Origin of the sequence: Streptomyces sp. NBC_01352 (genome assembly GCF_036237295.1) — a bacterium.
Taxonomy (GTDB): domain Bacteria; phylum Actinomycetota; class Actinomycetes; order Streptomycetales; family Streptomycetaceae; genus Streptomyces; species Streptomyces plumbiresistens.
The window spans coordinates 10871358-10893737 of the sequence record NZ_CP108354.1 but is presented as its reverse complement, the minus strand read 5'-3'; the positions used below and the strand labels follow the sequence as shown (position 1 = coordinate 10893737).

Here is a 22380-nt window from a genome sequence, read left to right as displayed (position 1 = left end):
CTCGGCGTTCAGGAAGCGGCCACCCGCGGGAGCGCGGCCGTGCGGATACTCTCGGCGAGCGCGGCCGGCGTGGGTGCCGCGAACAGATCGGCCAGTTTCAGCGTCACGCCGGTGCTCTGTTCGAGCCGCTGGAGCAACTGGGCACCCAGCAGCGAGTGCCCACCGTGGGCGAAGAAGTTGGTTTCCGGACCGACGTCGTCCCGGTCGAGCAGCTCGCGCCACAGCTCCACCAGGCCCCGCACCGCGTCGTCGGCCACCTCTTGCGCGGCTGTTCCCGGCGTCCGCACCGCCGTACGTCCGCCCGCGGCCAGTGCCTCCAGCGCGACGTAATCGGCCTTCTCGTTGACACTGACCGGCAGGGCGTCCAGGACGACGAAGTCCTGCGGCAGCGCGGCCCTCGGCAGTTCGGCCCGGGCGTAGGTCCACAGGTCGTCCGCCACGTCCCGCTCTTCGGTGGTCTCCACGAAAGCGACCAGGTGCGCGCCGGCGCTGCGGTCGCCGACCACGACGACCGCCGCCGCCCGGACCAGCGGATGTCCGAGCAGGATGGCCTCGACCTCACCCAGTTCGATGCGATTGCCGCGCAGCTTGACCTGCCGGTCCGCCCTGCCGAACAGCTCCACTGTCCCGTCGGCCCGCCACCGCCCCAGGTCGCCGGTCCGGTAGTAGCGGCCGTGCACGGCGTGCGCTCCGAAGCGCTCATCCGTCAGCTCAGGCCGGTTGTGGTACGCCGTCAGCAGGACCACCGCTCAGGCGCCCGGAGTTCACCCTGCAGGCGCCGCACCGTGGTCCGCGCCCTGTCCGACAGCACCCGCGTGATCTGGTCACCGACCAGTGTGGTCTCCCCCGTGTCGGGAGTGCCGCACCACAGAGCCGGCCCGGACGGGTCGAAGCCGGTCATCCGGTCGCGCCAGAACTCCAGGCTCTCCGGTGTCGGTTCCGGCTCCGTGTACGGGGAAAGGCGCACGAGCAGTTCAGGCGGCACCGGCGCGCCGGCGACCCAGGCGGTTGTAGGCCGCCACCAGTTCCTCGAGGATGCGGGTCGCGGAGATGATGTCGTAGACGAGGTGGTGGAAGGCGATGCAGAAGAGGTCGCCACTATTAGATACTCTACGTTTCTAAAATAGCTTGGGGTGCCGTCGAAGGCATACGCGATGTTGTTGAAGGAGCACACATGGCAACGGCGAGAAGTGACGTCAGCGGGATCCCGGCCGCCGCCTCCGGCCGGGCGAAGGCATCCCGACGACGTGGCGCGGCACTGGAGGCGGCCATCCTCAAGGCCGCCTGGGACGAGGTGAACGCCGTGGGCATGGCCGGGCTGACCATGGAGGGGATCGCGGACCGGGCGGGTACCAGCAAGGCCGTGCTCTACCGGCGGTGGCCGAACAGGGTGGCCCTGGTCATCGCCGCCATCCGGCGGGAGGGATCGTTCGCGGACGAGGTGCCGGACAGCGGATCGCTCCGTGAGGACGTACTCCTGCTGCTGCGCAGGATGTCCAGGCGCTTCGAGGGCGCGGAGCGCGAGATCGTCCTGGGCTTGCTGGCCGAGTACTTCCGCAGTCCGGAGGTGGCGGGCTATCTGCGGGAACAGTTCTTCGGAGCGGAGACCATGATGTCCATCCTGGAGCGCGCCGACGAGCGCGGTGAGGTGGAACTCGACCGCATCACGTCCCGCGTGGCCTCGCTGCCGGTCGATCTGGTACGCCACGAACTCTTCCGCACGCAGGCGCCCGTACCGGAGGAGACGCTGGAAGAGATCGTCGACGGCGTCTTCCTCCCACTCCTTCGCCCGTGAACATCCCGGCCCGCCCCGATCTCGAACCGCACTCAGTGAACGTTTGGTTCTCCGTCGTCCGTTTCATTTGGCTCAGCTGTCACGCCAGTTGCTCGTGGTCTCGTGGGTGGGGCGGCGGGTCATGAGGTTGATGGCGGCGAGTTGGATCATGGCGGCTGATCGGTGGTCCCGCAGCCTTCGGCGGTGACCCGCGGCAGGTCACCCTGGCCGGCGAGTCGGCCCGCGGCAGCGCGGTCTGCGCCCTGCTCGCCTCCCCTGACCTCCGACGCCTGCCCCAAGGCTCTGACGTCCGCCTTCGGCGACGCCACCGGCGCCAAGGCGGACGCGCCACCCGCTCCGTGCCTACCAGCGCCCGGCTGCGCCTATGCCGCGGCCTTCGGTGACCAGCTCTTCGCCTGCCCCGCACTGCGTACCAGCGCGCGCCTGGCCAACCGCGGGCAGGTTTACGCCTACGAGTTCGCCGACTCCCCGCTGTTCGCCTCCCTGCCGCACAACACCCACTTCGACTTCGGCGCGACGCACGCGGCCGAACTGAACTACCTGTTCAAGCCATACGGCATCAGCGCCCGCCTCACCACCGAAACACGCACCCTGGCCGGCCAGAACCGCCTACTGGGGCTCCTTCATCCACGGCTCAGCCCCAACCGCCCCCGGCCAGCCCGCCATGCCGGACCAGACCTCGACGCCTGGTGAAGTGCTTCAGCTACGGACCGCCTCACAGAACGCCAACACCACAACGTCGGATACCCGGGCCGCACACAAATGCGACCTCTGGGACGCCGCCGCCACCCCCTGACCCGCACCCGTTCCCCGCGCCCACACGCGGGGAACGCCCCCAAGAAGTGATCTCCACAAGGCTTCACCGCCGCAAGCGAACGCCACTGGTCGACGCCCCCAAGCGTGCACGAACGCCACCCGTCAAGGACGCTCGACAAGCATCACCGCGCGATGGCCCACAGCCACACCCGACAGTCTGCGACCCTCCCAAACCCGGCCGCCCCCCCTGGTCGAGCCCGCAACCAAAGTGACGAGGGCGAGCAGGGGTGGCCGTTTCCGAGGCTCTGGCCGCGGTTGCGTGATGGCTACGCCACGGCCCCGTCGCCCCCTACGGCATCCAGCTGGCCACAGGCTGTACCGACTTCGCGTGACGTCGGATCTCGACGCATGGTGGCGAGAGGGCGAGTTACTCGCCGACAGCACCGTCGATGGCTTCACGGAGGAGGTCCGCGTGGCCGACGTGGCGGGCGTACTCCTCGATCACGTGCTCAAGGACGAACCGGACATCGGCGTCGCCGAATTCCGGGTTCGGCACGAGGCGTGCAGGATCGTCGGTCACCCGTGCGAACACCTGCCGCGACTCCTCGCACGCCTTCAGATAGTCCTCGTAGACGTCCCCGGCCGGCGTAGGGTCCGACTCGTCGTACCACTCGTCACCGGCAACGTTGACGTAGGTCTGATAGGGGAAGAACTGTGGGGTTGTGGCCGCCAGCGTCCGCTGGAACCAAGCCCGCTCGACGCCCTGCAGATGGCGCATGAGCCCCAGCAGGGTCAACGCTGATGACTGCACGGGCCGTTGCCGCAGCTGGGCCTCCGACAGGCCCTCACACTTCCACAGGAAGGTGGCACGGTGGTAGTCGAGATTCGAAGCGATCACCTCCAGCCACGGGCCCGCCACCACGCGCTCGGGCCGAACGATCTTCTGAACCACGATGTCGTCCACGCTGGGGGCTCCCTACTCGTCAACCGGCTTGGTCAAGTGCAGACGCATGACTCCGGGGATGGGCGGCGGGCTCCCTACTGCCACCCCCCGTCAAGCGCGTCCGCCCAGGAAGACCCTCTTTCGCATCGAAACTCATCGCCTGGTCAAACCGGAGTGGTCGTGATCGGGTCTCCGCGAAGCGTCGCCTCTTTGAGGCCGGGCCCGATCACACCTCGGCCGTGACCATCACGCAACCGCTGGTCAGAACGACTCGCACTTCCGAGAGGTTCACAGTTGGGTGAGGTTACGGGCCCGGAGGAGTTCGAATGAGACTCGGCCGTACATGGCTCACTTGAGTGTTCTCACCCGGTTCACGTGACCTTCGACGACCCGGAGCTCCACGCGAGGGTCAGTCTGGCGGTGACGGCGTCGAGGTCCTGGCGGAGAGGAGCACACCGAGGAGCAGAAAGACGACACCGTCGCCGCCGGCATCCCGCCGGAGGCGTGCACGCCAAGCTGCTGCGGGCACACGCCGCAGCCACCCCCGACGCCGTCACGCACAAGCACAAGGCCATCGACGCCGCACGCACCCAGTACTCAGCAATCAACAGCGGCGGCGGCAGGCTCGACCACGTCGCCTCACAGCACTGCACGAACCAAGACGCCACCACCCGTAAGGCACAGGACGCGCAGAGATCAACCATTGACCTCAAGGACCCGGGTTGTGCAACGTCTGACACCCACCACCGCCCCCGGCGACATGACCGGATACGACGGATCCTCCCTACCGCGGGCTGGGTCCCCCAGGCCGGCAGTGCGAACCACCCGCACACGCCGACCCGCACGATGGGCGACCGCGGGCCTCCAGGAGTTGTCGTCAAACTGGCACGCCTGTATCAGGAGCGATGCGAGGGGGACAGCTGCCCAAGTGGGAGCTGGCGGTTGTGTCGTAGTGAGCGGCGCGGCGACCACCGAACTAGGACTTTGGTGCCGGTCCACCCGGACCCGAGGTCCGATCCGCCGCGCCCCGACAACCGCTAGCGTCCCCACCATGCGCTTAGGACTACTTGGCACCGGCAACGTCGCCCGAGCACTGGCCCACGGCTGGAGCGCCGCAGGGCACGACGTGCTCCTCGGTTCACGTCAGCCCAAAGAACGGGCAGACCTCGGCCTCCCCGTGGCAAGCCTGAACGAGACAGCCGCCCACGCGGAGGTACTCGTCAACGCCACCCCGGGGACTGTCTCCATGGAACTGCTGCACTCCATCGGAGCACCGGCGCTGGCCGGCACCTTGCTGATCGATGTCGGTGTCGGCCTCTCCGACGACTTCACCCAACTCTCACACCCCAACAGCAGCCTGGGTGAACAGATCCAGGAAGCCTTCCCCCGCACCCCCGTCGTCAAGACGTTGTGCACCATGGACTCCACCGTGATGATCGCCCCGCACGGCCTGGACGTCCCGAGCACCGTCTTCCTCTCCGGCAACGACGCCGAAGCCAAACGGACCACCGGCCGACTGCTCACCGACCTCGGCTGGCCCCCATCGTCCCAGCTGGACATCGGCGGCATCACCACCGCACGTGGACAGGAGCACTTCGCCCTGCTCTTCATGGGCATCGCCAACGGTCTGGGTTCTCACACATTCAACATCAACGTGGTCACCCGCCCCTCTGCCTAGGACCTGTCCGAGGGGTCGGGTAACCCGCCGGACGGCCGGTCGTTGCCTTTCGTCGTAGGGGCGGGCGGGGTGATCTTTCTGATGACGAATGGGCTCGGCCGGAACCTCACCTGCCGAAGAACGCCGGCCGCGGTGGCCGATGGCAGTGCCACCGCCGGGTGATCAACGGGCTCCTGTTCCGGCAGCGGACGGGTCTGCCATGGCGGGAGCTGCCTTCCCGGTTCCGGACGTGGAAGACAGTGCACCAGTTGGCCTTACGTTCCAGGGACGGGATGGTCGAGCCCTTCGTGTGGTTGGGCCGCCCAGGGGTGCCGGGTGTGGCTCTTAGTTGGCTGCCGTCCGTGGCTGCAGTGGCTTGGCCGCTCGGCGCCCCACGACGACCCGGCCGCCAGATTGGGAAGTGCGAGCAAGATCGCTGTGTAAGGCCATGCCGGCGAGGTCGTCTGTGGCATAGACCCTGCAGGGACGATCGTCTGGAGCACGATGAACCGGATCTGGGCTGGCATCGACAGCGGCAAGACCCACCACCACTGCCTGGTACTCAACGAAAGCGGCGAAACGCTGCTCTCCCGCCGCGTCGCCAACGACGAGCCGGAGCTCCTCAAGCTCCTCTCCTCCGTACTCGCCCTCGGCGACCAGGTGACCTGGGCAGTGGACATGGCCGGCGGTGAACCCGCCCTCTTACTCGCCCTGCTCGTCAACCACGAGCAGGAAGTCCTCTACATACCCGGCCGCGTGGTCAACCGGGCCAGCGACGGCTACCGGGGTGAAGGCAAGACCGACGCCCGCGACGCGCTCGTCATTGCTGACCAGGCTCGGATCCGCCGTGACCTCCAGGAACTCCGGCCCGACGATGAGGCCACCATCGAACTCCGGCTCCTGACGAACCGCCGCACGGACCTCGTTCGCGACCGAACCCGGTCCATCAACCGGCTGCGCTCCGCCTTGACCGGCATGTTCCCTGCGCTGGAACGCGCGCTCGTCCTGACCAGCGCCGGACCACTCGTCCTGCTGGCCGGCTATCAGACGCCGGCAGCCTCCGGCGCCTCGGGACCGCGCGGCTCACCCGCTGCCTGCGCACGCGTGGCGTCCGCAGCCCAGAGGAGCTTGCGATGAAGGCCGTGGAGGCCGCAGAGCGGCAGCACACCTCCGTTCCCGGCGAGGCGGTGATCGCCCAGCTCGTTCGGACGCTCGCCCAGGAGGTCGAGACCCTGAACGACAAGGTCGCCGAGGTCGACCGGCTCATCGAGGCCAGGTTCCGCACGCACGAGCTCGCCGAGATCGTGGCCAGCATGCCCGGCATCGGTCCGCTGCTGGGTGCGGAGTTCCTCGCCGCGGTGGGCAACGACCTGGCGGACTTCACCAGTCCGGACGGGCTCGCGGCGTTCGCCGGCCTGGCTCCGGCACCGCACGATTCCGGGAAGCGGAACGGCAACCTGCACCGGCCGCGCCACTATCACCGGGGTCTTCAGCGCGTCTTCTACATGTCCGCCCTGACGAGCGTGCGCTACGACCCCAACTCGCGGGCGTTTTACGACCGCAAGCGCGCCGAGGGCAAACGCCATACCCAGGCCGTGATCGCCCTCGCCCGCCGCAGAGTCAACGTCCTGTGGGCCCTGATCCGCGACGGTCGACTCTACGAGGCCGCCCCACCCCGGCCCACCGGTTAGGCTCTGCATCGAAATCCAGGCGACGAGCCTTGTCCCCTCTCGGCAGACTGCGGACATGTCCACCGACGTGAGCGGAATGATCGAGTGCCGCCCCTTGGCCCTGATCTGGGGAGAGGACGACGAGGACGCGGTATGGCACGCCGCCATTGACCTCTTCCTCCTCAACACGGGCAACGCCTACGACGCCCTCGCCTGCCTCTTCGGCGTCCGCAACTCCTTCGGGTTCCAGCCGCTGACCGAGGACCGCGGTCTGCCGGAGGACGCCTCGGACGGACTGCGGGACGCGTTCAACGCGTGGGGCGGGCCACAGGACGCGCACGGAACGACATGGATCAGCTGGGCCGAGTTGGCAGCCGCCAACTGGGACGAGACAGATCGGTCCGGCACGCTCAGCCGAAGGACGGTCGCCGGTGACGAGACCCACTGGGCTCCGGTCTGGGACGTGATGCGGACGCTTGGCGAGCTGCATGGCCCAGAACACGTGCGACTCGTGGTCTGGTTCGACTGATCGCGGAACTGGTTTCTACCCCTTGACGCAGCTTGACTTCTCCATTGGGAAGCCACTCTGGGCATCCCAGTCGGCCGCGGAAGTGAGGCGTCAAAGTGTCGCCGGGCGGCCTCGATGTGACCGAGGTACCGGCGGGTCCAGCCGCACATCCCGTCGGCTGCCGCGCGAAGAACCTGGCCCGGCTCAGCGAGGGGGCATTTTGTGGCTGACGCCCTCGATCTCGTTCCGTAGCTCACTGAAGCGCAGGGTGCGATCACCGAGGCCTTCGACGGTCAGGAACGCCGACTTGTTGGCGACGTCGGAGAAGATCTTCCTCGCCAAGGAGTCCGCACGCGCTAGGACTGCGTCCTGGGCAGGCCTGTGAACTGCTTGGTCACCATTAGGTTCTCCAGTCACTGAAAAGTGCGTTCTTCCACGGCAGCCGCAAGTCTCCTACGGTGCCTTAGTAACCACAAGAGACCAAAGGCGTCTTGGGTCGGCCCGGACGCGAGGCTCGCAGGCGCTCAGGACAAGGAGACAGGCAACATGGCCATCACTTTCGTAAACCCCAGCGGATTGCCCAAGATCGATGTCTATCGGCAGGTGTCGATCGCATCCGGATCGAGACTGGTCTTCATCGCCGGGCAGGTGGCATGGGACGCCGATGGTGTCACGATCGGCGAAGGCGACCTCGCTGCCCAGGTCGAGCAGAGTTACCTCAACGTCGGCACCGCCCTGGCCGAGATCGGCGGCTCCTTCGACGACGTGGCGAAGCTGACCTTCTACGTCGTCGACTGGACCCCGGACAAGATGCCGCCGCTCCTGGAAGGCATCTCCCGCGCAGCCGCGAAGCTGGGGGTCACCCCGGCCCCGCCCAGCACGCTCATAGGCGTTGCGGCACTGGACGTCCCCGACCACCTGGTCGAGATCGAAGCCACCGCGATCCTCGACTGAAAGATGCCCGCCGCTCACTGAGCACCGGAACGGCCAACTACGGCGCCCAGTGGCCAGACTGAACCGCCCCGAGTCTGGTGGAGGCTCCGGACTGCGCCTGGCCCCCGGGCCAGGCGTACGGCTGCGCCTGCATGCCGATCTACAGCAGGTCTCTGCCCAGGTCGGTTCCAGGGGATGAAGGGTCTGGCCCGTCATTCGCGGACTTCCCGCCGACGCACTGGAAGAAGATCTGGTCGACGAATCCGCTGGAGCGGTTGAACCCCGGAGATCAAACGGCGGGCCGACGTCGTCCAGGTCCTCCCCAACCCCGCCGCCCTGAACCGGTTCGCCGCCGGGTGCTGGCCGAAGTCCACGACGAGTGGCAGGTCTTCGACCGCCGCTACCTCTCCGAAGCCTCCATGGCCGAGGTCTTCACCACCAAGCCAATCGAACCCGAACCGCAGATCACCCCACAACCGGATCCGAAACAGCTGCCGTGACTACACCATCCCGCGGTACATGACCGCATGGTCGGTACGCAGTGGGATTACAGAGCTGGTGCTGTGACCGGGAAGGTTCGCCGTTGCTGCTCGCATCTCCACTGCTACGCCGTCGGCGCGGTGGCACAGCCCGTGCGAGTGCGCAGGTTGACCGATGAGGACGGGCAGCGGCTTAGAGGTCCTAACAAAGGCGTTGGACGTGTCTGTGGGTGATGAGGCAGGTGGCGAGGCCGAGGAAGGCTTCGTGGATGTCGTCGCGTCGTTCCCAGCGGATCCGCAGGCGGCGGAAGCCGTGCAGCCAGGCGATCGTGCGCTCGACCACGTAACGGAAGGTGCCCAGGCCGCTGCCGTGTTCTTCTCCCCGTTCGGCGATGACCGGGCGGATCCCGCGTGCCCGGAGCAGGCGGCGGTACTTGTCGTGGTCGTAGCCGCGGTCGGCCAGGAGCGCGTCGGGGCGGCGTCGGGGCCGGCCGACCGCGCCCGCCACGGGTGGAACCTTGTCCAGCAGGGGCAGCAGCTGCGTGACGTCGTTGCGGTTCCCGCCGGTCAGCGACACCGCGAGCGGGATGCCCTGGCCGTCGGTGAGGACGTGGTGCTTGCTGCCCGGCCGTGCGCGGTCGACCGGGCTGGGACCGCTTTTGGGCCGCGCCGAGCCGCCCGCACGTGCGAGGAGTCGATCACCGCCCGCGACCAGTCCAGCTTGTTCGCGGCCCGCAGTTTCTTCAGCAGCACCAGGTGCAGTTCGTCCCACACGCTGGCCTCGTTCCATGCGGCCAGCCGCCGCCAGCAAGTCATCCCCGAACCGAAGCCCAACTCCTGGGGCAGGTACTCCCACTGGATGCCGGTGTGCAGCACGAACAGGATCCCGCACAGCGCCTGCCGGTCCGGAATCCGTGGCCGGCCCTCCACCAGCTTCGGGCCCGGCCGGGGCAGCAACGGCTCGATGAGCGACCACAGTTCGTCCGAGACGATCCACGGACGCGACTCCCTCTTTCCCACGACAACACCAACGAGCAACCAGACCGACAGTCACATAATCAACAGCTTCTGTTAGGACCTCTTAGCAGATCCTGCGCCGGGGCAACCAGTTCAGTGCGCTACCGGCGGGCGATGATGCTGGCCTCGGCCGGCGGGAACAGCGTGCCGGTGGTCGCTCAGCTGATCCGCTGGGGAGCTGGCTATCGGATTGGGAGTGATCGCGGTAGCCCGAACGATGGGAGGACGCTGTTTTCGAAGCGGGTCATGGCGCAGATCCGGTCACCGGTGAGGGTGAGGACGTAGAGGCCGGTCCCATGGCTGATGCCGTTGGGGCCGCGCAGGTAGGCGCCGAACGCCGGCTGACCGTTGGCTCGTGTTGGGACGAGGTCAAACCTGCGACCTGCGCGGAAGATGCCGGTGCAGAAGCGGGCCACGACATCCCTGCCCTGGTATTCGAAGGGCATAGGGGGCATCGAAATGAAGACGTCGTCGGTGAGGAGGGCCACCAGTGCGTCGACGTCGGCACACTCCCACGCGCGGACGAATGCCGCCACAATCGCATCCTCGGAGAGCAAGTCGGAGGCGGGCGACTGTTCACGGTCGTCGCTCGTGGGGCGCCGGTGCTGGAGGCCGGCGCGCGCCCGTTTGAGGGCGCCTTTGACCGACTCGACGCTCGAGTCCAGCATGTCGGCCACCTCATTGGCGTGGAATCCGAGGACGTCGCGCAGGATGAGCACGGCCAGCTGTCGCGGCGGCAGGATCTGGAGGGCGGTCACGAAGGCAAGGGAGATGGATTCCCTCTGCTCGTAACGGGCCTCCGGGCCGAGCGGCGCGTCAATGACACCTTCGAGGAGGGCGTCGGGAATTGGCTCGAGCCAGACGACTTCGCCGAGCCGGGTCGGCTCGGGCGGTTCAACATTGGGCACGTCCCACTCCTTGGCCTGGCGTCGGCCGGCCGACCGGCGCGCGTTGAGGCACCGGTTGGTGGCGATCCGATACAGCCAGGTACGCAGCGAGGCGCGTCCCTCGAACCCGGCGAAGCCCTGCCAGGCGGCCAACAGCGTGTCCTGGAGGACGTCTTCGGCGTCCTGGAACGATCCGAGCATCCGGTAGCAGTGCACCTGCAGCTCCCGGCGGTACGGCTCGGTCAGCTCCCGGAACGCCTCGCCGTCCCCGGACCGCGCCCTGGACATCAGATCACCGGTTGCCACCCTCGCGTCACCTTCTTCCCGGACCTTGTGGCGCTTCCCTCGTGTACTGACACCGGCCAGAGTACGAAAGAGGCGGTCAGCGGGCGCCCCTTTCCCGACGCCGCGGTGTCTACCTCACTGGTAGCTGACAACGCCGACCAAGGAGAACCACCATGGGAAAGATCGTGATCACCACGAATGTCTCGCTCGATGGAGTCGTCCAGGACCCGGACGGTCAGCAGGGCTTCAGGCTGGGCGGCTGGTTCGGTCAGTTTGGCGGCAAGGACCTCGAAGTGTGGGCCAAGCTCGAGACCGATGAGGCGCTGGACGCAGAGGCCTTGCTCCTGGGCCGGCGGAGCGAGGAGTGGTTCGCCTCGCGGTGGTCATCCCGGAAGGGCGAGTGGGCGGACAGGTTGAACAGCATGCCCAAGTACGTCGTGTCCTCCACCCTCGAAGAGCCCACGTGGAGCAACGCGACCGTGCTGAAAGGCGACGTGGTGGACGAGGTCTCGAAACTGAAGCTGAAGCTCGACGGGCAAATCCTCGTCTACGCCAGCTACCAGCTTGTGCGCGCACTGATGGAGTACGACCTGGTCGACGAGCTGCGACTGGTCGTCTTCCCGGTCGTGCTCGGGGACGGCGAACGCCTCTTCGGCGAGACGAGTGACAAGAAGCCCCTGCGACTCCTTGGCGCGCGCGTCATCGGTGACGGCCTCGCCTTCCTCACCTACCAGCCCGTCCGAGACGCCGAGCCCGCCTGAAGCGCCGAGATGCTGTGACCGCATGGACACAGCTTCCTCCGCACCTTCGAAGATCATGAGTGAGCCTTTTCCATCCTCAGATCCTCAGTCTGAGCTGGCCGGATGGAGGGTGAGGACGGCTTGGACGAGGCTCGTGACCGGGGTTGTCGAGCAGCGGAGCTTGCGCGGGAGCTGCCAGGATTTGAGGGTGGCGATGGCTTGTTCGACCAGTGCCCGGACCTTCGCATGGGACCGGTTGACGGCCCGCTGACCGGCGGAAAGCTGTCCCATCGGCCGCGGTAAGGGGGACGGACCGTGCCGCCTGCGCCCCGGTAACTCCGCCCAGCAGTTGATGCCGGCCTCGGCGAGAGCGCCGATGATGCCGTGCTCGCGTACGGCCCGGACACTATGGACGGCACCGGCAAGGGCCTGTGAAGCCCACAGGAGGGTGGCGGGCAGGAGTGGAAATGACGTCCCGGCTCCAGTGGCGGTCTTCGACTTCGGAGTTGTCGGCGAGGCGAGCGGCGAGCGCGGCCACCTCGAGGTACCGCCAGGCCGACCGCATCTGGATACCGAGGCGGTCGGCCGCGGTGCGGAGGACTCTTGAAGACCGTTCACCGGCGATACTTCCCTCGCCCTGGTAGCCCCGCGGCGTGGTTCGAGGCGGCGGCGGTGCGGCACTCAGACGGTGGGACGGGAATGCACGCTGACGGCGTAGCCGCCGCCTGGACGGTAAGGGTCGCCGGTCCAGGTAGCGAAGCGCTGCCGCAGCGTCAGTCCGGCCTCCGCGCACCAGTGGTCGAACTCCGTCAGCGTCACTGTCGGTTCCGGCAAGGGCAGGTGTTCCGCGTCCAGTCCCATGCCGGTGATCAGCAGTCCGCCGGCGCGCAGTACGGCGGCAAGTTGCCGCACAACTGCTGGTTCGGTACCGGGAGCCAGCAAAGGGATGACGTTTCCCGCAGCGAGGGCTAGGTCGAAGCCGGGTTCCAGATTGAGGGTGTCCAGATGTGCCAAGTCACCGTGGAGCCACTCTTGCGTGGGGGCGTCGCGGCGGGCGACGGCGAGCATGGAGGGGTCGACGTCCACGCCCGTACAGAGGTGACCCAGCTCGGCGAGACGGATCGCGATCCGCCCGGTGCCGCAGCCGGCATCGAGTACCCGGGCCGCAGGTTTCAGTAGTGCGTCGCAGAAGGCGGCCTCGCCGTGGATGTCGTGACCTGATGCAGCGAGCCGCGCAAACCGCCGGGCGTAGTCCTCTCCGGCTTGTCCGCCTGTCAGTTCCGCCCAGCGGTCGCGTTGGCTGCTCATGGTCTGCGTGCCTTCCGGTAGACAGGACAAGGACGGTGCCATCGCCTTCCAGACGCTTTCCCGAAGCACAGCCCCGTCAAGGTGGCGATGCGATCAGTCTGACTCATTGCTTGGAACGGGACTGAGGGGCATCACCGGCCGACGACGATGACACCACCGCCGACCAGATATCCACCTCGTGGGACGACAAGGTGGCAGAACGCACGGACAGTGGACCTCCGGTGATGAGAGGTCTCGGCGGACGTCTCTGGAGGACCCGAGGGCGTACGTCCTCGGATCTCCTTTGAGCAGGCCCCCGAGGGCAGGACCGCCAAGAACCGCCTGCACCTGGACGTACGCGTCGCACCCGGCCTGCACAGCGACGAGCGGATGGCCGCCCTGGAAGCGGAGCGCGAGCGTTTCGTCGGTCTCGGCGCCACCCGCTTGCGCCGCGACGAGCCGGCGCCTCCTACCTGCGCGGGCTACATCGTGGTGGCCGGTTCGGAGGGAAACGAGTTCTGCCTGGACTGAACGACGGGGAACTTCACCCCGGTGAGGTCTTCGGAGACGGCCCACAGCCGCTGCTGGACGGCTACCTCGTACGACTCCGGGCTGGAGGTGACCAGCCGGGGATGGCCGTTGACCTCGTTGCGTCCGCCGGGACCGTAGTACTGGCCGCCGAGCGCGGCGGGGTCGGCGGCGGCGCGCAGGGTCGGCAGGGCGCCCATCTCCGGCTTCTGGGTGATCAGTGGTGCGAGCCAGGTGAGGGGAAGCCGGAAGGCCGCGGGGAGGTTGCGGGCGAGCTCGGTGCTGGACATGCCGGGGTGCGCTGCCACCGCGACGGTGGTGCCGTGCGTGGCGAGTCGGCGCTGCAGCTCGTACGTGAACATCAGGTTGGCCAGCTTGGACTGACCGTAGGCGGCGGCCCGGCCGTACGAACGCTCCCACTGCAGGTCGTCGAAGTGGATCGCGGCCCGGATGCGGTGGCCGGTGCTGCTGACCGTCACCACGCGCGAGCCGGGCACCGGCAGCATCAGGTCCAGCAGCAGCCCGGTGAGCGCGAAGTGACCGAGGTGGTTGGTGCCGAACTGCATCTCGAAGCCGTCCCGGGTGGTCTGCTTCGGGGTGTACATCACGCCGGCGTTGTTGATCAGCAGGTCGAGCCGGTCGAGCCGGGACCGCAGTGCCGCCGCGGCGGTCCGGACGGAGTCGAGCGAGGTCAGGTCCAGCGCCTGCACGGTCACGTCGCCGGTCATGCGGGCCGCGGCCTGCTCGCCCTTCTCGACGTTGCGCACGGCGAGCACCACGGACGCCCCACGCTCGGCGAGCGCCTTGGCGGTCTGGTACCCCAGTCCGGTGTTGGCCCCGGTCACCACGGCCACCCGCCCGCGCTGGTCCGGAATGTTCGCCGTCGTCCACTTCTCGCTCATGTCAGGCTCCCCACTAACTAACGTACCGAAGGTATCTTGTGTCAACGACGTTAAAGTACTTTCGGTACGTTGTCAACGTACCGCAGGTACCTAAGTTAGGCTGGTCATCGTGACTTTCCAGCGGGCGCGAACCGAAGAGCAGCGGGAGATCCGCCGACGGGCGATCCTCGACACGGCGTCGGCGATGCTCGACGAGATGCCTGTGGCAGCGGTCACCCTGAACGAGCTCAGCCGCCGGGTAGGCCTGGCGAAGCCGAACGTGCTGCGCTACTTCGAGTCTCGCGAGGCGGTGCTGCTGGAACTGCTGGACCGCTTCCTGCAGGAGTGGCTGACGGAACTGGCAGGCGAGTTGGCCGCCGGCATCGACGAAAATCTGCCCATGACCGAGCGCGCGGCAGCGGTGGCCGAGATCCTCAGCCGCTCGCTCTCCGGCCGAGTGGTGCTGTGCGACCTCTTCGGCGCACAGGGCAGCGTCCTGGAACACAACGTCTCCGTCGAGGTCGTAGCACGCTACAAGCGCGCCTCCCTGGACCGCCTGACAACCATGACCGCCCTGATCCAGAAGTACCTGCCGGAGTTGGGCGAGAACGCAACACTGTTCAGCCTGCAAACCATGGTCATGGCCGGCGCGCTGTCGGCGTACAGCACACCCCCACCCAGCCTGCAGGCGGCCTACCAGGCCGAGCCCGACCTGGCCCGCTTCCACCTGGAGCTGAAGGACTACTTGAAGCTGGCCCTGACCGCAACCCTCCTGGGCGTACTACCCCGCCGCTGACCTGCGTTGCAATGGGCAGGCCAAGACCTCTGCACTTCTCGCGCTCGGGCGGTCAAGGGGCCGGGGTGCCCAAGCTCGGGCCGCCGACCCTGACCACTTCGGACTCCGCGTCAAGCGTCACCCACTGCACAGCGAACTGCTTGCCGAGCACGCCCCGGTCGCCCAGCGGTTCTGTGCAGGCGAGCCGTGAGAAACCATCAACGACGGAGTGCAGGTAGACGTAGCCACGCTTTGCCCCGGCCGACTTCGCCCGACCAGCGACCTTGGGCTGATCGCGGTCCCGGCCATGGATCCGCCACCCGCCGCCATCAGGGATCCGGCCGACCTTCTTCACATCCAGGTGCACCATGTGTCCGGGCCAGCGGGCGATGATCTTCCGCGGCTTCCGGTTGCTCTCACCGCCTGGGTCGATGAAGCGGCGTTTGCCGAGGCCGAGCCAGGTCAGGTGTTCGGCTGACAGTTCGCCGGTCGATCACAAACCCGATGCTCACAGGTTCGTCGGTGATCCGTTGCGCGGACCACTTGAGCTCGCGGCGCCAGGCCTCGATCCGCTCGATGACCCATGCTGGAGTCGCGTTCGGACTCCGATGCGGACTTGACGGCCGGTCTTGCGATCCCGCATCACCGTGTAGCCGCCAGCGATTTACCCACTTGCTGGCGCATGCGCGAGAGATACCCATCTCAGCGGCGACGTGGGCAATGGGACGTGTCTGGCACTGCTTCACGAGCCGCCTACGGCCCTCGACGCTCAGGGGCGCATTCGCGTGGGGCACTCGTCGTCCTCTCGAAGTCAGACGACGGCAGGCGCGACACCTATCGTGCGCGCCTGCCGCATTGCGGCCTTCAGCCCTTCGGTGCGACGCGGATACGGTTCCCGTCAGGATCGGCTGCGAGGAAGGTCAGCCCGAACCCCGCATCATGAGGCTCGCGCAGGATCGTGACCCCCTGGGACTTCCACCGCTCAAAGGTCGCGTTGAGCTCGTCGGGTCGTCCACCGTCAATGGCCAGGCAAACCTCACTGGTGCGCGGGACGTCCGGTGACAGATCCTCGAACTGGCCAGACCACAGACCGAGGTCAGCGCCTGGCCCGAGGTCGAAGGTGATGTATCCCGGAGTCTCGAACGAGGGGCTCATGCCGAGGAGGTCGCCGTAGAAACGAGCTGCGGCGGGAGCGTCGTTCACGTAGACGATGGACACGACGGATGTGGTCATGGTTGTTCCTTCTCACCGGTGGTAGGTACGCATCCACCAGCCTGACCGGGATATGCGCCGCATCGTGTCGCAATTCCTGAAAAAATTGGTGTGTGACCCCAGACCGCTTCTTCACCCTGATGCTGCTCCTCACATCGAGGGACGCCATGACCACACAGGAACTCGCCTCAGCGCTCGGGGTGTCCCTTCGAACCATCACCCGAGATCTGAACTGGCTCCGCGACGCCGGTCTGCCGGTGACCGCGCACCGGGGCCGCCTCGGAGGCGTGACCATGCTGCCCGGATCCGGACTCGACCTCACACGACTCACACCGGGCGAGCGTGATCATCTGTCGCTCACTGGGCTGGATGAGAAGCAACGTGCGGAGCTCAACACATCGGTCGAAAGCCAGCGCGCGCTCTCCAAGATCGCCGCTACACAGCCACGTCGAGTTCAGGAGCTCCTGCCGCTCACCGACGTAGTGCACGTGGACAGCCGTCCCTGGGGTCAGGCACGAGCTTTCGGCACGACTCCGGCTTCGCTGATCGGCGCAGTGCGGCGAGGTCGCCGGCTACGGATCGAGTACGACAGCCCACGCGAGTCATGCCCACGCGACCTGGTCGTGGATCCCTACGGGCTGTTCGCCAAGGCCGGCATCTGGTACCTCGTCGCCGACTGTGCCCGAGTGCCACGGATGTACCGACTCGAACGGATCACGACGTGGCAAGAAGTCGACCAGCCACGACGGATCCGCGAGAACCAGACCCTGGCCACCGTCGCTGCAGCGCTCATTGCTCAGTGGGAACACAACCACGCGATAGAGGTCAGCGCCACCATCGACCAGACCCAGATCGAGCGAGCGCAACGGATCTTTGGCCAACGACTCGTCCGGGACGACCATGAAGAATCCGCCACCAGCCGCAAGGTAACAATCCGCTTCCTGCATCTAGAGGACGTGCGAGCACTACTGCCGTTCGGGAGCGCCATCACTGTGCACGGCCCCACCGAAGCCAGGGCTCACCTTCGCGACCTCGCCACCAATCTTGCCCACCACTATGCGCCGTCACCAACGTCCTGACCCGCAACATCTAAGGGGCTTGTGGCGGACTTTCACTTGCGAGGTGCCTTGCTGTGAGCGGCGGACGGAAGCGTAGGAACTCCCATACTCGAAGGTCAGCGGGTACCTCTTCTCAATTCGCCGTCCACAGGCCGACCGTTGCGCGGTGGATCCAGGCTGAACAGCTTCCGCAGTGGCGCGATTCTTCCCATCCCGTTCGGCGCTGATCGTCGCGACGACAGCTCCGTCGCCGACTGGGAGCGACATGTCAACGAGCAACGCCCCTGCCATCGGGCAGGGGCGTTGCTCGCGATGGTCTGTTTCAGGATGCCTTTTGGTCGGCGGGCTTCTCGATCTCGGTGGTCACCCGTGCCCCTCGGAAGAGCACCGGGAGCCAAAGAAGACATGCCAGCAGGGGGACCGCGGCGTAGGTGGCCATGCCCACACTGGAGCCCAGCCCGTCCATGAGCGCGCCGAGGACGAGATAGCCGATGCCGATGAGCGCCGACTCCACGAATGCGATCATCGACAGCAGGCTCGCCCGATGGCGCGACGGCACTGCCTCGTTGAACACGTTGTCCACGATCACGGCGGTGATCTCGGGAATCCCGACCAGGACCAGGAACGCGGCGATGGTGACCCAGACAAGGCCGAGGCCGCTCAGGCCGAGCGCCGCGGCGAGCGTCATGAGAGACACCGGGACAATGACCCGATACCCCATGCGCCGGTTCGCGCGGTCCGACAGCAGCGGAGTGAGCCCGCCGGCGAAGAATCCCGCCGCTATGACCACACTGACCAATGCGGTGCCTGCTCCCTGATCGGAGAGGGTCTTCTGCGTAAAAATGATGTACGGCGTCAAAGTCGCATGCATCAATCCGGACGCCACGACAAGCGTCACGAGCGCCGGCGTGGCGACCCGAAGCATCGCCCGCCATGCTGTGGCGTCGCCGTGCTCCTCCTCGGCACCGTCCTGCTCGTCCACCGCGTCCGCGCCGCGGATCTCGGGCACCCGTGACATCAGCACCACCACGGCCAGGACGAGGCACCCCGCCGAGCCGACGTAGACGACTCCCCAGGAAAACTGCTGCAGTTGGCCGCCGAGGACGATGGCGACTCCCGAGGTGACCGTCCCGAACATGGTGAACCGGGACTTGATCTTGACGTAGCTGGCCGTTGCACCACGACGCACGAGCAGGTCGTACAGCAGGGCGGTGTCCGAACCGGACACACATGCCATGCCCACGCCCTGCCCGATGAACAGCGCCAGGAACACCCAGTAGTTGGAGAACGCCACCTGACCGAGCAGACATCCAGCTATCAGCACCTGGCCGATCACGATGCTGGCACGCCTGCCGATTCGGTCGGCGATGACTCCCGTCGGCAACTCCGCCAGTCCGCTGACCAGGTAGAGCAGTGTCTGCAGTAAGGCCACTTGCCCGGCGGAGAAACCTCGCTGATAGAGGAAGAGGACGAATACGCCGCGCTGGAACAGCGAGTTGGCGAGCACGGCGTATACGTAGAACGGGCGCGTGACACTTCGTGCTGCATCGTCGACTGCAGCCGACCCGCCAAGGGCCTCCGTGGTGCCGGTCATGCTGCGGGCTCCCTGGTGACTCCGGTGATCATTAGTGTTGGGCCTCCGCCGCCGACCGGAACCTCCAGTCCGTACTTAGCGCAGGATATTGGGCGGTGCCTAAGCCCGATGATCATGAGAGTGTCCCGTGCCTGCTGTTGCATCCTCCCCTATCCCTGCCGCGCTGGAGAGCCTGGGTCCGCTGGACGAGGGCCGGGGCGCTGACCTGAGCGTTCACCTCTGGGCGGTTCCGTTCCGGATCCGCGATCACCGCGCGCGCGGCGGAACCCGCTGACGGCGATCTTGCTGATGTGCGCATGAGCGGCCGTCTCCGGCGCCAGAAGCATCGAGGAGGTCGCCCAGTTCGGTCAGCGGGCCTGCCGGAGCGTGCTGGCGGCCCTCGGGGTGCGCCGGCATCTGCTGGGCTGGCGCCGCTCGCCGTCGGCGGCGACCATCGGACGCCTCCTCGCTGCCCTTGACCGTGACGCCCTCGACGGGGCGGTGAGCGCCTACCTCGCCGGTCAGCACCGCGCCGTCGAGTCCGCGGCGACCGGCCCTTCGCATCGGGTCATCGCCGTGGACGGCAAGACCCTGAAGGGCTCGGCCCACTCGGGCGCCCCGGGCCGACACCTGCTGTCGGCCGTCACCCACGCCCCCGACGCGACGATCGCTCAGGTCGAGGTCGGGTCGAAGACGAACGAAACCCGGCACTTCCGCCCCCTGCTGGCGCCCCTGAACTCGCGGGCACCATCGTCACCTTCGACGCCCTGCACTCGGTCAAGGCACCCATCGCCTGGTTCGTGACGGCCAAGAAGGCCCACTACATCGCCGTGATCAAGACGAACCAGCCCACGACCCACCGGCAGTTCGCCGCCCTGCCGTGGACCGCGATCCCGGTGCAGCACACCGCCTCCACCGCCGCCCACGGCGGGCGCGAGACCCGCTCGATCAAGACCTGCGCCATCGCCGACAACCTCGGCGGCATCACCTTCCCCCACGCCCGCCTCGCCCTGCGCCTGCACCGCCGCCGACGATCCGCCGGCCAGCGGGAGACTCGTACGACCGTCTACGCCGTGACCAGTCTCGACGCCCACCGGACAAGCCCCGCCGGCCCAGCGAACGCGATCCGCGGACACTGGGGAATCGAAAACTCCTCCCCCAACATCGGAGATGTCACCTTCGCCGAGGTCGCCTCCCGCGTGCACACCGGTACCGCACCCCGCGCCATGGCCACCTTCCGCGACCTCGCCATCAGCGCCCTGAAGATCCTGGGAGCCGACAACATCGCCAAGACCGCCCGAGCCATCCGCGACGAACCCACACGAGCCCTCACAATCACACACCCCTTGGCATCGCCAACACCCAGACCAGTCATGACACTTGAAACCGCCCTGGGTCCGAGCGATACCACCCCCCTACGAGATGGCCAGGCGTCGGAAGCGGCTGTTGTGGAACACCAGGGGTTCTCGCTCGGGCTCGGCCTTCAGACCGTGGATTTCCAGAAGCACGATCGTGTGGTCGCCTCCCGGAAGTTCGGCGTGCAGGGAGCAGTTCAGCCGGAGACTTGCGCCGTGGATGTAGACACCGCCCTCCTCGTCGGCATCCCAGTCGACGCCCGCGAACCGGTCGCCGGTCTTGCCCGCCAGTGACCGGCAGATCGCGTCCTGTCCCTCGGCCAGCACGCTCACACCCACGCGACTTCGTTGACGCAGTCTGGGCCATGTCGTCGAGGCGCCCTGTACGCAGACCGATATCAGGGCGGGTGACAGGGAGACCGGGGTGAACGTGCTCGCCGCCATGCCCACCGGGCTGCCGGAGTCGAGGGCGCAGACGGCTGTGACCCCAGACGGAAAGCAGCCGAAAGCCTGCCGCAGGAGTTCGGGATTGGCCGGCGCCGTGTTGAGAGAGTTCACCGAAGACCACCCGTCGGGTGCCGGTGGGCGGAGTACGGCCGCGTGGAAGCGGAGCTCCCACTGGTTCGTGAATCGGGGGTGGATGGCGTATTCATTGTTTTCTCCCGAGAGGATGCAAAGGGTTCTGCCGCGGGCTCAGTTATGGGAAGCGGCACTTCCAGAGACGCCGACGACGACAAACGTTAGTTCTGCCCCGACAGCACCGCGCCCAACTTCCGTATCGCACCGTTGTTCCCGACCACGTGCTGTGAAACGCAGCGGACGTCGCGCCAGCGGCGCTGAAGTGAACTGGTGCTGTAGAGGCCCGCGCTGCCCGACAGGGTCATGATGTCGTTGAGGATCCGGATGCCTTCGTGATGGATGTGCTGGGTGCCGCCGGTGTAGGTGAACCACTCGGCCGGGGTGGGTGCCTCTCCGGCGAGAGCACGGTCCATGATGAGGCGTCCGGTGTGTTCCGACAGGGCCGTCAGGGCGACCGTACGCATGTGCAGTTCCGCGAACTTCTCCTGGAACACCGGGTCTTCACCGAGCAGCGCCCTGGGGTTGAACGCGGGCCGCTTGGTGGCGGCGAGTGCGGAGAGATCGGCGAGTGCACCCTCCACGGCGCCGAGGACGACGGCGTCGTGCGAGGCGCCCGTCGGGGAGTACGGCAGGTCGTAGAGGGGAGCCGGGATGTTGTTGTCGCCGAACATCGACCCCGTGTGGTGTTCCGGCACGAAGACGTCGTCCATCGTGAAGTCGGTGCTCTGCGTGGCACGCAGGCCGACCGCGTCCCACGTGTCGAGGAAGGTGACCTGCTCGGGCCGGAACAGTGCGACCCGCATGTCCGGGCGGCCGTCCGGCAGCGGTGGCGCCCCGTCGACGAGGAATCCTCCGAGCATCCAGTCCGGGGTGAACGGGCCGCTCGCGAACGGCCAGCGCCCCCTGAGCCGATAGCCGCCCTTCACCGGCGTCGCCAGCCCTTTCGGAGCCACGGCGCCACGGAGCATCAGGTCGGCACCGCCCGCGAACACCTCGTTCTCCAGCGTCTTTCGGGGCAGTGACCGTACGAAGTACCAGGCCATCGAAGCGGCCTGAACAGTCCAGCCTGTCGAGCCGTCGGCTCGTGCGATCTCCCGTACCACCCGGGCGGCCTCCAGCAGCCCGAGCTGCTCTCCGCCCCACACCCTGGGCAGGGCCATCCGGAATACGCCCGCCTGGCGCAGAGCGGCGACGATATCCGCCGGGACAGCCCGTGCGTTCTCACCTTCGGCAGAACGTGCCGCGATCTCGGGAAGGAGTGCGCGGACCCGGTCGAGCACACTGTCGCCGGTTCGTCGGTCCTGGGATTGCGCGGGGTCAAGAAGCGTGGCCATGAAGGGGCTCCAAGCTGAATGTGCGGGGGCTGGTCGTCAACCAAGTCTTTTTCAGAAGGTGACTGCGCCTTAGGATGACATCCGCGTTACGGCCAGGAAAACCAGAACTTTCCTATAAGGCTTATCAG

At 67.2% G+C, this 22380-nt stretch carries 24 protein-coding genes and 5 pseudogenes; 15 read left to right on the top strand and 14 right to left on the bottom strand.

Annotated features, from left to right (window positions below):
* Positions 1–8: 8 nt before the first annotated feature.
* The gene (locus tag OG252_RS50095; protein ID WP_329344853.1) at positions 9–746 is read right to left on the bottom strand and encodes a phosphopantetheine-binding protein; all 738 of its coding nucleotides are present in this window, start codon (positions 744–746) and stop codon (positions 9–11) included.
* A complete protein-coding gene (locus OG252_RS50090; RefSeq protein WP_329344852.1) occupies positions 734–967 on the bottom strand; it encodes a hypothetical protein in 234 nt (77 codons plus the stop codon). Before OG252_RS50090 ends, OG252_RS50095 begins: the two co-directional genes overlap by 13 nt.
* A 207-nt stretch (positions 968–1174) precedes the next feature.
* Here OG252_RS50090 and OG252_RS50085 point away from each other — a divergent pair, with 207 nt between their 5' ends.
* The 3 genes from OG252_RS50085 to OG252_RS50070 all read left to right on the top strand — a co-directional run bounded on the left by OG252_RS50085 (position 1175) and on the right by OG252_RS50070 (position 2488).
* Positions 1175–1795: a TetR/AcrR family transcriptional regulator gene (locus OG252_RS50085; RefSeq protein WP_329344850.1), complete on the top strand. Its 621-nt coding sequence runs from the start codon at positions 1175–1177 to the stop codon at positions 1793–1795.
* A gap of 155 nt (positions 1796–1950) precedes the next feature.
* Positions 1951–2178: a carboxylesterase family protein gene (locus tag OG252_RS50075; protein WP_329345430.1), complete on the top strand. Its 228-nt coding sequence runs from the start codon at positions 1951–1953 to the stop codon at positions 2176–2178.
* Entirely contained in the window at positions 2078–2488 is a 411-nt protein-coding gene (locus OG252_RS50070; protein ID WP_329345429.1) for a carboxylesterase family protein, read from the top strand. Before OG252_RS50075 ends, OG252_RS50070 begins: the two co-directional genes overlap by 101 nt.
* Before the next feature lie 490 nt (positions 2489–2978).
* Here the strand turns inward: OG252_RS50070 and OG252_RS50065 are convergent, their stop codons facing one another.
* On the bottom strand, positions 2979–3515 hold the full coding sequence (locus OG252_RS50065; RefSeq protein WP_329344848.1) for a DinB family protein: 537 nt from the start codon (positions 3513–3515) through the stop codon (positions 2979–2981).
* 739 nt (positions 3516–4254) lie between these two features.
* Here OG252_RS50065 and OG252_RS50060 point away from each other — a divergent pair.
* The 4 genes and pseudogenes from OG252_RS50060 (at position 4255) to OG252_RS50045 (ending at position 7350) form a co-directional block, all read left to right on the top strand.
* Positions 4255–5172: an NADPH-dependent F420 reductase gene (locus tag OG252_RS50060; protein ID WP_329345428.1), complete on the top strand. Its 918-nt coding sequence runs from the start codon at positions 4255–4257 to the stop codon at positions 5170–5172.
* A gap of 62 nt (positions 5173–5234) precedes the next feature.
* A pseudogene (locus tag OG252_RS50055) lies at positions 5235–5453 on the top strand (transposase); the annotation flags it as partial.
* Positions 5454–5655: 202 nt separating this feature from the next.
* Positions 5656–6842: pseudogene (locus OG252_RS50050) on the top strand (IS110 family transposase).
* A gap of 55 nt (positions 6843–6897) precedes the next feature.
* Positions 6898–7350 (top strand): hypothetical protein, encoded by a 453-nt coding sequence (locus OG252_RS50045; RefSeq protein WP_266447194.1) that lies wholly within the window; start codon positions 6898–6900, stop codon positions 7348–7350.
* Between the two features lie 86 nt (positions 7351–7436).
* Here OG252_RS50045 and OG252_RS50040 read toward each other — a convergent pair.
* Positions 7437–7730 (bottom strand): annotated as a pseudogene (locus OG252_RS50040) (winged helix-turn-helix transcriptional regulator); the annotation flags it as partial.
* A 145-nt stretch (positions 7731–7875) separates the two neighbouring features.
* On the opposite strand from OG252_RS50040, the gene OG252_RS50035 reads away from it, so the two are divergent.
* Positions 7876–8283, top strand: a complete 408-nt coding sequence (locus OG252_RS50035; protein ID WP_266447192.1) for a RidA family protein — start codon at positions 7876–7878, stop codon at positions 8281–8283.
* A 131-nt stretch (positions 8284–8414) separates the two neighbouring features.
* Positions 8415–8762, top strand: a complete 348-nt coding sequence (locus OG252_RS50030; RefSeq protein WP_266447189.1) for a transposase — start codon at positions 8415–8417, stop codon at positions 8760–8762.
* A 181-nt stretch (positions 8763–8943) separates the two neighbouring features.
* Here the strand turns inward: OG252_RS50030 and OG252_RS50025 are convergent.
* Together OG252_RS50025 and OG252_RS50020 are read right to left on the bottom strand one after the other, a co-directional pair.
* Positions 8944–9734 (bottom strand): IS5 family transposase gene (locus OG252_RS50025; RefSeq protein WP_443068476.1). Its coding sequence is split into 2 segments (ribosomal slippage): positions 8944–9404 and positions 9404–9734, totalling 792 coding nucleotides; the frame shifts between segments, so codons are not numbered across the junction.
* A 206-nt stretch (positions 9735–9940) separates the two neighbouring features.
* On the bottom strand, positions 9941–10951 hold the full coding sequence (locus OG252_RS50020; RefSeq protein ID WP_329344845.1) for a sigma-70 family RNA polymerase sigma factor: 1011 nt from the start codon (positions 10949–10951) through the stop codon (positions 9941–9943).
* A gap of 152 nt (positions 10952–11103) precedes the next feature.
* On the opposite strand from OG252_RS50020, the gene OG252_RS50015 reads away from it, so the two are divergent.
* Entirely contained in the window at positions 11104–11691 is a 588-nt protein-coding gene (locus tag OG252_RS50015; RefSeq protein WP_329344843.1) for a dihydrofolate reductase family protein, read from the top strand.
* An 84-nt stretch (positions 11692–11775) separates the two neighbouring features.
* On the opposite strand, the gene OG252_RS50010 is transcribed toward OG252_RS50015, so the two are convergent.
* Positions 11776–12288: a transposase family protein gene (locus tag OG252_RS50010; RefSeq protein WP_443068472.1), complete on the bottom strand. Its 513-nt coding sequence runs from the start codon at positions 12286–12288 to the stop codon at positions 11776–11778.
* Positions 12289–12351: 63 nt separating this feature from the next.
* The gene (locus tag OG252_RS50005; protein ID WP_329345427.1) at positions 12352–12978 is read right to left on the bottom strand and encodes a class I SAM-dependent methyltransferase; all 627 of its coding nucleotides are present in this window, start codon (positions 12976–12978) and stop codon (positions 12352–12354) included.
* Between the two features lie 276 nt (positions 12979–13254).
* On the opposite strand from OG252_RS50005, the gene OG252_RS50000 reads away from it, so the two are divergent.
* Positions 13255–13488: a VOC family protein gene (locus OG252_RS50000; protein ID WP_329345426.1), complete on the top strand. Its 234-nt coding sequence runs from the start codon at positions 13255–13257 to the stop codon at positions 13486–13488.
* Here OG252_RS50000 and OG252_RS49995 read toward each other — a convergent pair.
* Positions 13440–14387: an SDR family NAD(P)-dependent oxidoreductase gene (locus OG252_RS49995; RefSeq protein ID WP_329344841.1), complete on the bottom strand. Its 948-nt coding sequence runs from the start codon at positions 14385–14387 to the stop codon at positions 13440–13442. The genes OG252_RS50000 and OG252_RS49995 overlap by 49 nt on opposite strands.
* Before the next feature lie 109 nt (positions 14388–14496).
* Between OG252_RS49995 and OG252_RS49990 the strand changes: the two genes are divergently transcribed.
* On the top strand, positions 14497–15162 hold the full coding sequence (locus OG252_RS49990; RefSeq protein WP_266447171.1) for a TetR/AcrR family transcriptional regulator: 666 nt from the start codon (positions 14497–14499) through the stop codon (positions 15160–15162).
* A 157-nt stretch (positions 15163–15319) separates the two neighbouring features.
* On the opposite strand, the pseudogene OG252_RS49985 reads toward OG252_RS49990, so the two are convergent.
* Together OG252_RS49985 and OG252_RS49980 are read right to left on the bottom strand one after the other, a co-directional pair.
* Positions 15320–15935: pseudogene (locus OG252_RS49985) on the bottom strand (helix-turn-helix domain-containing protein); the annotation flags it as partial.
* A gap of 70 nt (positions 15936–16005) precedes the next feature.
* Positions 16006–16374, bottom strand: a complete 369-nt coding sequence (locus OG252_RS49980; RefSeq protein WP_266447170.1) for a VOC family protein — start codon at positions 16372–16374, stop codon at positions 16006–16008.
* 92 nt (positions 16375–16466) lie between these two features.
* Here OG252_RS49980 and OG252_RS49975 point away from each other — a divergent pair, with 92 nt between their 5' ends.
* Positions 16467–17432: a helix-turn-helix transcriptional regulator gene (locus OG252_RS49975; protein WP_329344838.1), complete on the top strand. Its 966-nt coding sequence runs from the start codon at positions 16467–16469 to the stop codon at positions 17430–17432.
* Positions 17433–17733: 301 nt separating this feature from the next.
* Here OG252_RS49975 and OG252_RS49970 read toward each other — a convergent pair whose 3' ends face one another.
* Complete coding sequence (locus tag OG252_RS49970) at positions 17734–19005, bottom strand: MFS transporter (RefSeq protein WP_329344836.1); 1272 nt, start codon at positions 19003–19005, stop codon at positions 17734–17736.
* A 366-nt stretch (positions 19006–19371) separates the two neighbouring features.
* Here OG252_RS49970 and OG252_RS49965 point away from each other — a divergent pair, with 366 nt between their 5' ends.
* Together OG252_RS49965 and OG252_RS49960 are read left to right on the top strand one after the other, a co-directional pair.
* Positions 19372–19788, top strand: coding sequence for a hypothetical protein (locus OG252_RS49965; protein WP_329344834.1), 417 nt, complete (start codon positions 19372–19374; stop codon positions 19786–19788).
* A pseudogene (locus tag OG252_RS49960) lies at positions 19734–20183 on the top strand (ISAs1 family transposase); the annotation flags it as partial. The gene OG252_RS49965 and the pseudogene OG252_RS49960, both read left to right, overlap by 55 nt.
* 216 nt (positions 20184–20399) lie before the next feature.
* On the opposite strand, the gene OG252_RS49955 reads toward OG252_RS49960, so the two are convergent.
* Both OG252_RS49955 and OG252_RS49950 read right to left on the bottom strand, forming a co-directional pair.
* Positions 20400–20789: a flavin reductase family protein gene (locus OG252_RS49955; RefSeq protein ID WP_329345425.1), complete on the bottom strand. Its 390-nt coding sequence runs from the start codon at positions 20787–20789 to the stop codon at positions 20400–20402.
* Positions 20790–21079: 290 nt separating this feature from the next.
* Positions 21080–22252 carry an acyl-CoA dehydrogenase family protein gene (locus tag OG252_RS49950; RefSeq protein ID WP_329344832.1) on the bottom strand — a complete coding sequence of 391 codons (1173 nt, stop codon included), beginning with the start codon at positions 22250–22252 and terminating at the stop codon, positions 21080–21082.
* Positions 22253–22380: the final 128 nt, after the last annotated feature.